Source organism: Nonomuraea polychroma, from assembly GCF_004011505.1.
Taxonomy (GTDB): Bacteria; Actinomycetota; Actinomycetes; order Streptosporangiales; family Streptosporangiaceae; genus Nonomuraea; species Nonomuraea polychroma.
This window is the reverse complement of the sequence record NZ_SAUN01000001.1, coordinates 9,740,293-9,753,984: the sequence shown is the minus strand read 5'-3', so window position 1 is coordinate 9,753,984 and position 13,692 is coordinate 9,740,293. Positions and strand designations below refer to the sequence as shown.

Sequence of the window (13,692 nt, the reverse complement as noted above, 5' to 3'; positions counted from 1 at the left end):
CGTCGATGCGGGTATGTTCTCGGACGCCCCCGATCGACAGGATTCGGACGGGGGCACCAAACTTTTCCGGCCTGCCCGCGCCCGCCAGAATGGTGCTGCGCGGGGCTGTAGTGGTGCTCGGCGGGCTCTTGAGCCGGTGTATTGCCCCGCATTAGCAGCCGCACGTGATTCCGCGTACAGGGGCTGTCAGCGCGTCCACCTCGCGGCGCGTGATTCCGGAGGCCGTCTCCACCGGGAAGCCCTCTCTGGCCCAGTACTCGAAGCCGCCGATCATCTCCTTGACCTGGTAGCCGAGCTTGGCGAACTCCAGGGCCGCGCGGGTGGCGCCGTTGCAACCGGGGCCCCAGCAGTACGTCACCACCAGGCTGTTCTTCGGGATCAGCGCGGGAGCTCGGGCGGCGATCTCGGCGGTGGGGAGATGGACGGCGCCTTCGATGTGGCCCTGGTCCCAGCTCTCCCGGCTGCGGGAGTCGACGACGACGAAGTCTGGGGTCGCCGCGGCCACGTCGGCGGCCACGTCGGCGACGTGGGTCTCGAAGGTCAGGCGGGCGGTGAAGTGGGCTACGGCGGCGGACATGTGGCTCCTTTCGGGTCTGAAGAGAGCCTCCCAGGTGGGTGAACGCGCCGACAGTGGCGCGAATGCCGCCTGTCGTTAATATCGCGCCACAGTCCAGAGTCCGATACTCGCGGGCTTTTGTCGGAGGTGCCCGATAGGGTCATGAGCCATGACTGCGAACACCCCTGACAGGCGGGCCGCACTCCTGGTTTGGGGCGCGTTGGCGATCGTCTACGTGGTGTGGGGGTCGACGTACCTCGGCATCAAGATCACCATTGAGAGCATGCCGCCGATGCTCAGCGGCGCGTTGCGGTTCGTCACGGCCGCGCTGTTGCTGGGTGGCTTTCTGCTGATCAGGAAGGGCCGGGAGCCGTTCCGGATGTCGGCGCGCCAGTTCGGGGGCGCCGCGCTGGTCGGGTTGCTGCTGCTCACCGGCGGCAACGGCATGGTGGCGGTGGCCGAGCAGCACATCTCCACCGGACTTGCCGCGTTGCTCGTGGCCTCGGTGCCGCTGTGGCTGGTGGTGTTCAGGTTCGTGGCCAGGGACCGCCCGGCGCTGCTGACGCTGGCGGGGGTGCTGGTCGGGTTCGGCGGGGTCGCGGCGTTGTCGCTCAACGGCGGCGGCGCGGCGTCGAGCACGACCGGGACCGTGGTGATCCTGCTGGCCTCGCTGTCGTGGTCGATCGGGTCGTTCCTGTCGGCGCGCATCCCGATGCCGCGCAACGTGTGGGCGGCCAGCACCGTGGAGATGGTGGTGGGCGGAGCCGGCCTGGTCGTGGCCGGGTTGTCGCTCGGCGAGCGGCTCGACTTCGCGGCGGTGTCGGGGCGTTCGTGGGCCGGGCTGGCGTACCTGGTGCTGGTGGGATCGCTGGTGGGCTTCACCGCCTACACCTGGTTGCTCGGGAACGCGCCCATCTCGCTCGTCTCGACGTACGCCTACGTCAACCCGGTCGTCGCCGTCATCCTGGGCGTGCTCGTGGTGAACGAGCACGTGACGGCACAGATCGTGGCCGGTGGCGCGGTGATCCTGCTCGGCGTCGCCCTGGTGGTGTCCACCGAACGACGCTCGAGAAACAGGACACCCGTCCCTGAGGAGGTCAAGGTCTAACGGGGGAACTCCCCGGCGGCGGCCAGGAACGTGTCGTTGGCCTCCGGGTCTCCGATGGTCACGCGGGCGCCCTCCCCGGCGAACGGGCGCACCGCCACACCCTCCGCGGCGCAGAAGGCGGCGAAGTCCATGGTGCGCTCGCCCAGGCGCAGCCAGACGAAGTTGGCCTCGCTGTGCGGCACGTTCCAGCCCTGCGCGATGAGGGCCTCGCGGACCCGGGTGCGCTCCTTGACCACCCGCTCGACCCGCTCCAGCAGCTCGTCCTCGGCCTTCAGCGAGGCGATGGCGGCCACCTGGGCGAGGTGGTTGATCGCGAACGGCACGATCGTCTTGCGGACGGCCGCGGCCACGGGCTCGTGCGCGATCATGTAGCCCACCCGCAGCCCCGCCAGCCCGTAGGCCTTCGAGAACGTGCGCACCACGCACACGTTGGGCCGGTCGCGGTAGAGCGTGAGGCCGTCGGGGACGTCCTCGTCGCGGACGTACTCCCGGTAGGCCTCGTCCAGGACCACCAGCACGTGCTCGGGCACCCGGTCGAGGAACGCCTCCAGCTCGGCGCGCCGGATCGCGGTGCTCGTCGGGTTGTTCGGGTTGCACACGAAGACCAGGCGGGTGTCGTCGGTGATCGCCGCCGCCATGGCGTCCAGGTCGTGGTCCTCGCCCGCCAGCGGCACCCGCACGGACGTGACCCCGGCCAGGTCACAGAGCAGCGGGTATGCCTCGAACGACCGCCACGCGTACACGATCTCGGCCCCGGGGTCGCCCACCGCCTCCAGGAGCTGCTGCTGCACCGTGACCGAGCCCGGGCCCAGCGCGACGTGGTCGAACGGCACCCCGTGCCGCTCCGCGACGGCCTCGGTCAGCTTGATCGCGCCGGCGTCGGGGTAGCGGTTGATGTGACGAGCACCCTCGGCGATCGCCTCCACCACGGATGGCAGCGGGTCGTAGGGGGACTCGTTGGACGACAGCTTGTACGACCGCCCGTCGGGAGCCGCGACGGCCTTACCCGGCTTGTAGGGGGCCATGGTGTCCAGGATCTGGCGGAAACGAGGCATGGCCCTACCTTAATTCCTGGCGGGGAAGTGCCCTGCCGCTACTCCTTTGAGCGAGCGGAGCATCGGGGGGTGAAGGAGCTCAGCGGGGCCGCGGCGATAGAGCTTGGCGGGGCGGCCGCCGTCGCGCGTCGTGGTGCCGCCGGTCTCCACCAGGAAACCCTCCGCCTTGGTGACCTTCCTGTGGAAGTTTCTCGGGTCCAGGGGGCGGCCCCAGACGATCTCGTAGACGCGGCGCAGGTCCGCGACCGTGAACTCGGGCGGGCAGAACGCCGCCCCCAGCGACGTGTACTCCAGCTTCGCCCGGGCCCGCTCCACGCCGTCCAGCATGATCCGGCGATGGTCGAAGGCCATGACCGTGAGCGCGTCCACGGGCTGCCAGCTCATGTGGGCCTTCTCCGAGGCCGGCAGGTCCGGCGCCAGGCCCAGGTAGGCGACGCTCAGGACCCGCTGGCGGGGGTCACGGTCCGGGTAGCCATAGGTCTGGAGCTGCTCCAGGTGCACCGGCGCCCCCGGGAGGCCCGCCCGTTCCGCCAGGATGCGGCGGGCGGCGTCAGGGAGGTCCTCGTCCAGCTGGATGAAGCCGCCCGACAACGACCAGCGCCGCAGGAACGGCGGGTTGTCGCGGCGCCACACCAGGGCACTCAGCGCGTGGTTACGCACGGTGAGGACGACCAGGTCGACGCTGACCGGGACGCTCGGGACCATGCACGCACGTTACACGCAGTCCGGCGCGATCCGCGAAACGACAGCTAGGTTGCGATGCGTACGTGTAAGGGCTCGGTGCTGACCTTGCCGGATGGGGCTTTGACCGTGACCCTGACCCATTCCCCGGCCGGCACCTGCGTCCAGTCGAACGGCACCCACGCCGTGGACATCCCCTCGGGAAGTTCCTCGATCGGGTTGTCGTCCAGCCAGCCCACCGAGGACACCACCAGGTCCTTGGCGCCGCCTGACCACTGGATGGAGATCGTGCTGTCCTTGAAGTTGTAGCCGCGGACCTCCACGCCGTCCTGGATGTCGCGCGAGCGCCGGATGGCGTCCACCGCGATCGGGCGCTGCCAGTCGGCGGTGATCTCCTCTTCGAGCGACGGCTGTCCGCAGGTCATGAAGTCGCTCCACATGTAGGAGACGACCTTCTGCACGTAGCGGCCGGCCATGGTGACCGCCTGGTCCAGGCGCTGCTTGTCGGTCTTGCCGCGCGTGCCCTGGGGGGCGCAGGGCTGCTCGCCCGACGGCTCGAACGCCTCCACGTTCGCCCACAGCTGCACCTCGTAGCCGGCCTGGATCATCTCCTCGCGGGCCAGCGACATCTCTCGGTAATAGTCGCGCGTGGACCCGTGGTACGCGGTCCCGTACGTGGACTCCCCGACCACCGGCCGCAGCCGCTCGTCCACCTCGGTGTCGCGCTCGTCGGGCCAGAACAGGCCCACCTTGCCCGTGCCCCGGCTGTCCTGCGGGGCGATGATGCCGACCCCGGTCTTGGCCAGCGCCTTGAACGCCTCGGCCACCTGCTTGGGCGTCTGGCCGAAGCCCACCCGGCGGCGCGCGTCCATGTAGGGGCTGATCAGGATGGGTTTGCCGGGAAGCAGCTGCTCGACGATCGTGTGCTGTTCGGCGTACACCTCGAGCGTCGGGTTGGAGGCCAGAGTGGCCGACATCTGGACCTCGAAGGGCTGGTAGACGCCGCCCAGCGAGTCCCGGTCGGCGAAGCGGGCGCCGTAGTCCTGCAGGACGCGCCGCGTCAGCGTGGTCAGTGTGCCGAGGTGGTGCTTGTACGCCCTGATCGGCGTGTTCGGGTCGCGCGGGGCCAGCGGTAACGCGGGGAAGATCCGCATGCCGAACTGGTCGCCCAGCCTGAGCAACTCGGTCAGGCTGTCCTGCTCCGCGCCGGCCACCAGGATCAGGTCATAGGAGGCGCCTTTGCGGGAGAAGTCACAGGTGGCGTCGTCGGAGCCGTCCGGCTGGGTGATGAGGCGGAAGTAGGTGCGCTTTCCGGCCCTGATGCTGTGCTCCATCTGGGGGCAGCGGAACACGTTCTCGCCGAAGGACTCGTCGGTGCGGTAGACGTACGTGCGGCCGATCCTGTTGCCGGGGTTGGCCTGCTTCAGATCCCGCTCGGCGGCGTCGTGGCAGGAAAGGCCGTCCTCCTCGCAGGCCTTGTAGAGCGAGTCCAGCTCGCCATCCCTGGTCAGGATGTCGCCGTCGCCGGAGACGGTGCGGAACTGCAGGCCGTACCCGATCCTGATGATCGTGTCGCCGCCGACGTCGTGGATCTCCTTCAGCTGGGTGCGCCAGGTGCAGGGGTTCGACCTGGGCATGATCCAGTAGCCGGTGACGGCGTACGGGGCCTTCTCCTTGGTCTCGAACGTTCCGCAGGGGTCGGTGAACTCGGTCACCTGCGGGGTGGGCTGGTTCGACGGCGGTTTGGCCGCGCTCGACGTGCCTGCCGTGGGGGCCGGCGCTTCAGAGGACGGCGGCAGCACGATGATCACAGCGGCGACCACGGCCAGGACGGCTGCGCCCACGACGAAGAAGAGCCAGCGCACGTGTGGCAATCCCGTTATCGCTTGACCCCGGCCCAGGACTCCAGCTGAGCCACGAACCGCTTCGCCGAGTTGGGCCAGTGGTGGTTGGCCCGGGCCGCCGCGTAGCCGCGCGCACCCTGCGCCCGCCGCTCGCGTACGTCGTCCCGGAGTGTCAGCACGGCCTGGGCGACGGCCTTGGGGTCCTGCCAGGGCACCACGACGCCGCTGTCGTAACGCTCGATGAGCTCCACGGCACGCGGCGACGGAGTGGTGATGACCGGGATGCCGTGCGCCATGTACTCAACGATCTTGGTGGGCATCGAGTGCCGGTAGTTCGGCTCGTCGTGCAGCAGCGACAGCCCGGCCAGCGCTCCGTCGAGCCGCTTGAGCGCCTCGTCGTTGGGCATGAAGTCGCGCCACTCCAGCAGGCCCTCGGTGACGGCCTGGTTGAGCACGGGGCGGCTCTGCGGGTCGGCATACCCGATCAGCTCCACGGCCACCCGGTACGGCTGCAGCAGCTTGGCCACCTCGACGGCCTCGATCACACCCCTGGCCTTGGACAACCAGCCGAGGTAGACGACCCGGTCGTCGCCGGGCGGCGTCACGGAGTCCGGCACCCACGTCTCGTTGGGCACGATCGGGTGGGCGTGCTTGAACCGGCCCGCGTACGCCGTCTCGGCCAGCATCAGGTGCAGGTGCCGCTCGGCCGTGCCCTCCAGCAGGCGAGCCAGGAACCGTACGGGAGGCCGCAGCGCCGAGGGCAGCCAGGGCTTGAGCGAGAGCGTGGCCGGGGTGTCCTCGTGCACGTCCCACACCACAGGCGGCCGGTTGCGCACGCCCCACACCGCGAACAACAGCTCGGGGTCGTGGACCAGGACGAGGTCGACCTTGTCGCGCATGCGCTTGAACACCCGCCGCGCGGCCCACGTCGCCGAGATCCGGTTGCGCTGGGCCGCTCTCGGCAGGTCCACTCCGGTGACCCAGGGTCGGGGGACGACGCCGAAGGCGGTGAAGGCGGCGGCATACGTGACCTCATGACCGGCATCCACGAGGGCACGGATCTGCCGATGCAAGATCCGCGCATCCTCGGGGTTATGCACCACCGTCATGACGAGCACGTGCACTGCGCGCAGCCCTCCGTCGCTACAGCCGCTCGACGCGCTCACCCTCGGCGAGCACGCCGCGGGTGTCGAGCACGAGCCTGGCCTTCGCCTCGACCATGTCGAGGTCGAACGCGGCGTGCTGCTGCATCAGCAGCGTCACGTCAGCGTTGACCACGGCGTCGGCCAGGTCCTCCTCACGCGGCACCGGGGTGCCGTCTACCGACCACTCCTTGACGTACGGGTCCGCGAACGAGAGCTCGGCGCCCAGTTCCAGCAGCGCACGCGCCACCGGCAGGGCCGGGGTTTCCCGTTCGTCGGCGATATCCGGTTTGTAAGTGACGCCGAGCATAACCACTCTGGCGCCGTTCACGGGCTTCTTATGCCTGTTCAGCAAGCGCTGGACGCGGGCCACCACGTAGGACGGCATCCGCTCGTTGATCTCCTGCGCCAGCTCCACGAACCGGAACGGGTAGCCGAGCTTGCGCACGGTGTACGACAGGTACGACGGGTCGACGGGGATGCAGTGCCCGCCGACGCCCGGCCCGGGCAGGAACTTCTGGAAGCCGAACGGCTTGGTCGCCGCCGCGTCGATGGCCTCCCACAGGTCGATCCCGAGCTCGTCGCAGAAGATCGCCATCTCGTTGACGAGCGCGATGTTGACGTGCCGGTAGGTGTTCTCCAGCAGCTTGGCCATCTCGGCCTCGCGGGTGCCGCTGACCGGCACCACCTGCTCGATGAACTGCCCGTAGAACGCGGTGGCGCGGTCCCGGCAGGTCGCGGTGTAGCCGCCGACGACCTTGGGGGTGTTGCGCAGGCCGAACTTGGGGTTGCCCGGGTCGATCCGCTCGGGCGAGAAGGCCAGGTGGAAGCTCTCGCCGGCGACCAGGCCAGACTGCTCGAGCAGGGGCCTTGCGACCTCGTCGGTGGTGCCCGGCCAGGTGGTGGACTCCAGGACGACGAGCGTGCCCTTGCTCAGGTTGCGGGCGACGGCCTTGGTCGCGCCCTCCACGGCGGACAGGTCCGGGCGGTGGTCCTCGTCCAGCGGCGTGGGCACGCAGATGACGATCGTGTTGCTCCGGGCCAGCACGGTCTCATCGAGTGTGGCGCTGAACCCGTGGGCCAGCATGTGCTCGAGGTCGGCGTCGGTCAGGTCGTCGATGTACGACTTCCCGGCGTTGAGCGCCTCCACCTTGACGGGGTCGACATCCACGCCGACGACGCGGAGACCAGCGCCCACCGCCTCCTTGGCGAGCGGCATGCCGACGTAGCCCAGGCCGATGACAGCCAAGTCTATTTCTGTCACAGCTGTGCCTTTGGGAGCCGGAAACAACACTTCATGGTGGCAAAGGTTATCTCAAGTCCACCTAGCTCACGCCTAATGCGACGGAACCCGTCAGAAGAGACAGCCAACGTGGAGGTCATCATTCGGCCAGGGATCGGTAAAGGGCTTGATAAGTCTCCGCCACGCGGCTCCAGGTGCGCTTCGCGGAGACTTCCGCCCGGCCCGCCTCACCCATCTCGGCGCGCCTGGCCGGGTCCTCCCTGAGCCCTGCGATGGCCTTGGCGAGCGCCTCGGGATCGCCCGGCGGCACCAGCAGCCCGGCGCCGTCGGAGCCCACGAGCTCGGACAGCGCGGGCAGATCGCTGAGCACGACCGGCTTCCCGAGCGCCATCGCCTCGACCGGTTTCAACGGCGTGACAAGTCGGCATACCCGCAGATCCTCGCGCGGGCAGGCGAAGACGTCGATGGCGTCCTGCGCCTGCAGCGCCTCCTCGGGCCCGACCCTGCCGGGCAGGATGGCGTCGCTCAGGCCGAGCTCGCCGACGAGCTCCAGCAGGTTGTCGCGCTCGGTGCCGTCGCCGACGATGAGCACCCGGACCGGCGTGTTCTGGTCACGCAGCAGCGCGGCGGCCCGCAGCAGGGTGGCGAACCCCTCGTAGGCCACGATGCTGGACACCGAGCCGACGACGACCTCGTTCGGCTGGATGCCGTACGCCTCCCTGAACGAGGCGCCGTCGTAGTGCGCCGTCAGCAGCGAGTCGTCCACCGCGTTGGGCGCCAGGTGGATCTTCTCCCTGGGCACCCCACGCTCGACGATCTCGACGGCCATGGTCTCGGCCAACGTGACCACCGCGTCGGCCTCGCGCATGAGGAACGCCTCGCGCTCGCGCTGGAGCACGTGCCGCTCGCTGCCGACCCTGATCGGGTCCCGGGAGGCCCAGGTCTCCTCCAGGAAGCCGCGTACCTCGTAGACGAACGGCGTGCCCGTGCGGTCGCGCACCGCGTGCGCCACCGAGCCGTTGCGGTGGTCGGTGGCGGCGTGCAGGACCTGCGGCCGCAGCTGGGTGACGAGCTTGGTGACCGCGTCGGCGCCTCTGACCATGCGCCCGCGCATCTCGAACGGCACCTCGCCGTGCCCGTCGGGCAGCAGCCGGTAGTAGGGGATGCCGTCGATCTCCTCGTACGGCGGCGCGTCCGCGTGCCCCTGCATCATGGGCCAGCCCCAGCTGGTGACCACGTGCGGGTCGAGCCCGGCGGCCTGCTGCGAGGTCACGATGCGGTGCGTGCGCACGGTGTAGCCGGCCTGCGTGTACGGCAGCGCGTTGGTGACCAGGTGCAGGACCCGGCCCTTGACCCGCTCCAGGATGGCCACCTTGGGCCCCGGCGGGATCGGGTCGGGGCTGATGGCGGCCAGCTCGCCCCGGTAGTAGGCGGCCCTGCGCTTGACGAAGGGGTATTTGGTGTGGGCCTCGAGCACGGCGGCGGCCTGGCTGACCCGGCCGGCGTCCCAGTGCTGCTTGGCCTCGTTCCACGGCCCCTTGATCACGCGCATGCCGAGCTTGCGCACGATGCGCCGGGCCCGCCGGGCGGCCGGCCAGGCCACGCTGCCCACGATGGGGCGCAGCCGGGGCGGGAGCGCGTCGGCGGCGGCCTGGGCCACCCGGACGGGGTCGGATTTGACCTTCGTCACGACGACGCGGGAGACGATGATCGGGTGCTGGACGAAGCCCTTGAGAAGTCCACCGACGCCGGCACGGGCGGACTTCGCGGAAACCTTAGAGGAGTCTTGACGACTGGCGTCGGATGCCACGCGGTGACCGTACCATAGGCAACGTTTTTTCCCTTCCGCTATGAAAGGCGAGGTCAATGAGGGAGAACCCCCTGGTCCTGCACGTTTTGGGTGCTCGTCCCAATTTCGTGAAAGCGGCCCCGGTGGTCCGTGCACTCGGTGAACTCGGCGTGCGGCAGGGCATCATCCACACTGGTCAGCACTACGACGCGCTGATGTCCGACGTCTTCTTCGCCGACCTCGGTCTGCCGGAGCCGGTGGCGAACCTGGGGGTCGGCTCGGGCAGCCACGCCAAGCAGACCGCGGCCCTGCTCGTCGGGCTGGAGGAGGTCGTCCAGGAGCACGATCCCGACCTCGTCGTGGTCTACGGCGACGTGAACTCGACGCTGGCCGCGATCCTCGTCTGCGCCAAGCTGGGCGTGCGGACCGCGCACGTGGAGGCGGGGCTGCGCTCGTTCGACCGGGGCATGCCGGAGGAGGTCAACAGGGTCGTCACAGACGCGCTGGCCGACCTGCTCTTCGCCACCTCCCCCGAGGCCCTGGCCTACCTGTCGGCCGAGGGGGTGCCGGCTTCCAAGGTGCACCTGGTCGGCAACCCCATGATCGACAGCCTGTTCTCGGCGCTGCCGGCGCTGGACCCGGCGCCCGTGGTGGCGCGGCTGGGCATACCGGATCGGTATGCCGTGGCGACGTTGCACCGCCCGGCGAACGTGGACTCGGCCGAGGCCGCCAAGGAGCTGGTCGACGCCGTGCTGGAGGTGTCGCGGCAGATCCCGATCGTGGTGCCGGTGCACCCGCGCGGGAAGGCGCGGCTGGCGGAGGCGGGCTTGGTCGACGGTGAGACGATCAAGGTCATCGAGCCGCTCGGCTATGTGGAGTTTCTCTCACTCGTCCGCGGCGCCGCTCTGGTGGTCACGGACTCCGGCGGCGTGCAGGAGGAGACGACCATGCTCGGCGTGCCGTGCCTGACGCTGCGGCCCAACACCGAGCGGCCGATCACCATCACGCATGGCACGAACCGGCTGGTCACGCCCGCCCTCCTGCCCGCGGCCGCGGAGAAGGCGCTGGCCGACGGCGCCGCCACGCCGGCCGGGGAGCTGCCGGTGCTCTGGGACGGCAAGGCCGGGCCGCGGATCGCCACGGTGATCGCCGCCTGGTTGAAGGGTGACAACCTGGCGCCCGCTTCCCAGGCCAAACGCCCCGAATAGCCTTCGCTTCCGACGTAACATGACATACCTCCTCCGCTGAGCGATAGGCGTACCACCATGGCCGAAACCCCCGAGTACCAGCGACTGGGACCCGTCAACTGGCTACCCGAGGAGCGCAAGCTCGTCGAGCGGCACGAGGCGGAGGTCAGGGAGCTGCGGCGGCGGCTGGAGATCGCCGAGGCCAAGGCCGCGTACGCGCAGTGGAAGCTTGAGGCCACGCAGGCCAAGCGCACGTTCAAGCTGGGCGAGGCCCTGGGCGCGAAGAGCCCAGGGAAGATCGTCGAGGCGGTCCGGTCGAAGGAGAAGGCGCCCAAGCCCCCGATGCCGGTCACCGAGGCCGTCGAGATCGCCAACAACCGGCCGCCGCTGGTCGAGGTGCCGCCGGCGAAGTGGCCCAACGGGCCGGTGAACCGGCCGGACCTGAAGGTCGCGGTGATCCTGGACGACTTCTCCAGGATGGCCTTCCGCTACGAGTGGGACCAGATCGAGTTCGGGCTCAAGGACTGGCCGGAGATCTTCGCGGAGAAGCGGCCTGATCTGCTGTTCTGCGAGTCGGCCTGGCACGGGAACCAGGGGCGCTGGCGCTACCAGATGACCGGCACCAACGCCCCCAAGGAGCCGCTGCGCGACCTGGTGGCCTGGTGCAAGCAGGAGGGCATTCCGACGGTCTTCTGGAACAAGGAGGACCCGCCGAACTTCGACTTCTTCATCGACACGGCCAAGCTGTTCGACTACGTGTTCACCTGCGACGGTGACATGGTCCCGAAATATCGGGAAATCTTGGGGCACGACCGGGTGGACGTGCTGCAGTTCGCCGCCCAGCCGCGTGTGCACAACCCGATCCAGCAGAAGCAGGGCCGGCTGCACGACGTGGTCTTCGCCGGGATGTACTTCCGCGACAAGCACCCCGAGCGCCGCGAGCAGATGGAGACCGTCCTTGACCCGGTCCGGGAGCTCGGCCTGCACATCTTCGCGCGCAACGGCGAGGTGGACGAGAAGTACGCCTGGCCGGAGAAGTACCGGCCGCACATCGTGGGCGAGCTGCCGTACGACCAGATGCTCGCCGCCTACCGGATGTACAAGGTCTTCCTGAACGTCAACTCGGTGCTGGACTCCCCGACCATGTGCGCGCGGCGGGTCTTCGAGCTGTCCGCCTGCGCGACGCCGGTCGTGTCCGGGTGGTCCCGGGCCATCGAGGAGACCTTCGGCGACCTGATCCCCATCGCGCGGGAGCCGATCGAGTCGTACAACCAGGTCCTGCACCTGATCAACAGCCCGGAGCTGCGGGCCAGGATGGGGCACCTGGCGATGCGCGAGGTGTTCGACAAGCACCTCTTCTCACACCGCGTGGACCAGATCCTCCAGGACCTCGGACACCAGGTCACCCCCAGAACTCGGTCGATCTCGGTCGTGCTGCCCACCAACCGCGCCTCCCAGATCGAGCACGCGATCTCGTCGGTGGCCCGGCAGATCCACCGGCCGCTGCAGCTGATCATGGTGCTGCACGGCCTGGACATCGACCCCGTCGTGGTCGCCGACAAGGCGCGCATGGCGGGCATCACGGACGTCGTGGTCCTGCCCGCCGACGCCTCGCTCTCGCTGGGCGCCTGCATGAACCTGGGCATCGCGGCCGCCGAGGGCGACCTGATCGCCAAGATGGACGACGACAACCTGTACGGCGACCACTACCTGTCGGACCTGGTCCGGGCGTTCGACTACTCCGACGCGGAGCTGGTGGGCAAGGGCGCGCACTACGCGTACTTCGAGGGCAGCAACACCACGATGTTGCGGCTGCCCGGTCTGGAGCACCGCTACTCGTTCCTCGTCCAGGGCGGCACGTTCCTCGGCAAGGCGGACATGTTCCGCTCGTACGGGTTCGCGGACATCACCCGAGGCGAGGACACCGAGCTGGTACGGCGGCTGAAGGCGGACTCCGTCAAGATCTACTCGGCGGACCGCTTCAACTTCGTCTACTGGCGCAGCGCCGACGCCTCGATGCACACCTGGCAGGCGGACCACATCAAGCTGACCCGCAACGCCCAGTTCTCGTTCGTCGGCCGCCCGGACGCGCACGTCCTGATCTGAGCCCGTTACCCGGTCACCTTGGCGAGGCTCTTGTCGGCGAGGTCGGCGAGCTCGTACAGGCCGGACGGCTTCACCTGCTTGCCGACCACGAGCATGCTCATGACGAGGGTGCCTCGTCTGATCATGACGGAGCCGATCTGGGCGTTCTTGTCCGCGCCCGAGGCCGTGGTCAGGTATGCCCGCGACTCGTCGCCCTTGGTCGGCATGGACAGGGCCTTCGTCTTGTAGGAGATCTTCGAGCCGCCGACGTCCGCGGTGTACGCCATGCACTGCTCCGGCAGCGGCGCGGGGAAGGACGCCGACGGGAGCCGCACCACGGCCTGCGTGATCGAGCCGCGTTCGGCGGCGAAGGCGATCACCGCGCCCGGCGCCTTGGCGACGTCCGGCTTGGCGGCGTCGAGCTGGGCGGCCCCGGCGCACTCCGGCCGCTCCAGCTTGGCCTGGCGCACCGCGGCAAGCCCCTGTTGGGTGGACTTGAGCGAGCCGAAGGCGCCCAGCTCCGGGCCGTACGAGATGCGCATGCCCGCGGGCGCGGGCAGCAGCGCGGCGCGGAGCTTGGCCGCGTCGGCGGACGACGCGGGCGGCGGCGACGAGGCGGCGGGCGCCGCCGAGCTCTCGTCGGCCGAGCATCCGGCAACCGCCACCATACTCAGACATATGCCGGAAATGGCCTTGCGCATGAGCCCTCCAATTCACTCCAGCGGCATTTTCGAAAACGCTAGAGGAATCGCGGGCCACGCAACCGCGTAACGTCGCTATTCGCGGAATTCAGAGGGTTTATGAATGATTTCCGATTCGCCGTTGTCCAGGTTTCCGTCATTGAGCAAAGCCCTGGCCAGGCCAGGTCCCGCGCCGCCCAGCGCAAGCGCCTTGGCGAGTCCCGGTCCCGCGCCGCCCAGCGCAAGCGCCTTGGCGAGTCCCGGTCCGGTGCCGCCGAGGGTGAGCGCCTTGGCCAGGAGCTCCTCCAGCGCCTTCGCGGCC

General features: G+C 69.3%; 11 protein-coding genes. 3 read left to right on the top strand and 8 right to left on the bottom strand.

Going from position 1 to position 13,692, the window contains the following annotated elements:
• Positions 1-151 precede the first annotated feature (151 nt).
• Positions 152-577 (bottom strand): rhodanese-like domain-containing protein, encoded by a 426-nt coding sequence (locus EDD27_RS45110; RefSeq protein WP_127938404.1) that lies wholly within the window; start codon positions 575-577, stop codon positions 152-154.
• A 148-nt stretch (positions 578-725) separates the two neighbouring features.
• On the opposite strand from EDD27_RS45110, the gene EDD27_RS45105 reads away from it, so the two are divergent.
• Positions 726-1,664 carry an EamA family transporter gene (locus EDD27_RS45105; RefSeq protein ID WP_164904073.1) on the top strand — a complete coding sequence of 313 codons (939 nt, stop codon included), beginning with the start codon at positions 726-728 and terminating at the stop codon, positions 1,662-1,664.
• Here the strand turns inward: EDD27_RS45105 and hisC are convergent.
• From hisC to EDD27_RS45075, 6 genes are all read right to left on the bottom strand, one after another.
• Positions 1,661-2,719, bottom strand: coding sequence for a histidinol-phosphate transaminase (hisC, locus tag EDD27_RS45100; protein ID WP_127938403.1), 1,059 nt, complete (start codon positions 2,717-2,719; stop codon positions 1,661-1,663). The two genes, EDD27_RS45105 and hisC, sit on opposite strands and share 4 nt — an antisense overlap.
• A 9-nt stretch (positions 2,720-2,728) precedes the next feature.
• Positions 2,729-3,424, bottom strand: coding sequence for an NUDIX hydrolase (locus EDD27_RS45095; RefSeq protein ID WP_127938401.1), 696 nt, complete (start codon positions 3,422-3,424; stop codon positions 2,729-2,731).
• A gap of 44 nt (positions 3,425-3,468) precedes the next feature.
• Positions 3,469-5,265, bottom strand: coding sequence for a DUF4434 domain-containing protein (locus EDD27_RS45090; RefSeq protein WP_127938399.1), 1,797 nt, complete (start codon positions 5,263-5,265; stop codon positions 3,469-3,471).
• A gap of 14 nt (positions 5,266-5,279) precedes the next feature.
• Entirely contained in the window at positions 5,280-6,368 is a 1,089-nt protein-coding gene (locus EDD27_RS45085) for a glycosyltransferase (RefSeq protein WP_127938397.1), read from the bottom strand.
• 19 nt (positions 6,369-6,387) lie between these two features.
• Positions 6,388-7,635 (bottom strand): nucleotide sugar dehydrogenase, encoded by a 1,248-nt coding sequence (locus EDD27_RS45080; protein WP_277750802.1) that lies wholly within the window; start codon positions 7,633-7,635, stop codon positions 6,388-6,390.
• Between the two features lie 133 nt (positions 7,636-7,768).
• Positions 7,769-9,439: a glycosyltransferase family 4 protein gene (locus EDD27_RS45075; protein ID WP_127938394.1), complete on the bottom strand. Its 1,671-nt coding sequence runs from the start codon at positions 9,437-9,439 to the stop codon at positions 7,769-7,771.
• A gap of 56 nt (positions 9,440-9,495) precedes the next feature.
• Between EDD27_RS45075 and wecB the strand changes: the two genes are divergently transcribed.
• Complete coding sequence (gene wecB, locus EDD27_RS45070; RefSeq protein WP_127938392.1) at positions 9,496-10,626, top strand: non-hydrolyzing UDP-N-acetylglucosamine 2-epimerase; 1,131 nt, start codon at positions 9,496-9,498, stop codon at positions 10,624-10,626.
• A 57-nt stretch (positions 10,627-10,683) separates the two neighbouring features.
• The gene (locus tag EDD27_RS45065; protein ID WP_127938390.1) at positions 10,684-12,711 is read left to right on the top strand and encodes a glycosyltransferase family protein; all 2,028 of its coding nucleotides are present in this window, start codon (positions 10,684-10,686) and stop codon (positions 12,709-12,711) included.
• A 5-nt stretch (positions 12,712-12,716) separates the two neighbouring features.
• Here EDD27_RS45065 and EDD27_RS45060 read toward each other — a convergent pair whose 3' ends face one another.
• Positions 12,717-13,391 (bottom strand): hypothetical protein, encoded by a 675-nt coding sequence (locus EDD27_RS45060; RefSeq protein ID WP_127938388.1) that lies wholly within the window; start codon positions 13,389-13,391, stop codon positions 12,717-12,719.
• Positions 13,392-13,692 lie beyond the last annotated feature (301 nt).

What these genes read in the sequence shown, in the direction of transcription:
- wecB (WP_127938392.1), top strand. Translation starts at nt 9,496, where the DNA reads ATGAGGGAGAACCCCCTGGTCCTGCACGTTTTGGGTGCTCGTCCCAAT.
- EDD27_RS45110 (WP_127938404.1), bottom strand. Translation starts at nt 577, where the DNA reads ATGTCCGCCGCCGTAGCCCACTTCACCGCCCGCCTGACCTTCGAGACC.
- hisC (WP_127938403.1), bottom strand. Translation starts at nt 2,719, where the DNA reads ATGCCTCGTTTCCGCCAGATCCTGGACACCATGGCCCCCTACAAGCCG.
- EDD27_RS45105 (WP_164904073.1), top strand. Translation starts at nt 726, where the DNA reads ATGACTGCGAACACCCCTGACAGGCGGGCCGCACTCCTGGTTTGGGGC.
- EDD27_RS45060 (WP_127938388.1), bottom strand. Translation starts at nt 13,391, where the DNA reads ATGCGCAAGGCCATTTCCGGCATATGTCTGAGTATGGTGGCGGTTGCC.
- EDD27_RS45065 (WP_127938390.1), top strand. Translation starts at nt 10,684, where the DNA reads ATGGCCGAAACCCCCGAGTACCAGCGACTGGGACCCGTCAACTGGCTA.
- EDD27_RS45095 (WP_127938401.1), bottom strand. Translation starts at nt 3,424, where the DNA reads ATGGTCCCGAGCGTCCCGGTCAGCGTCGACCTGGTCGTCCTCACCGTG.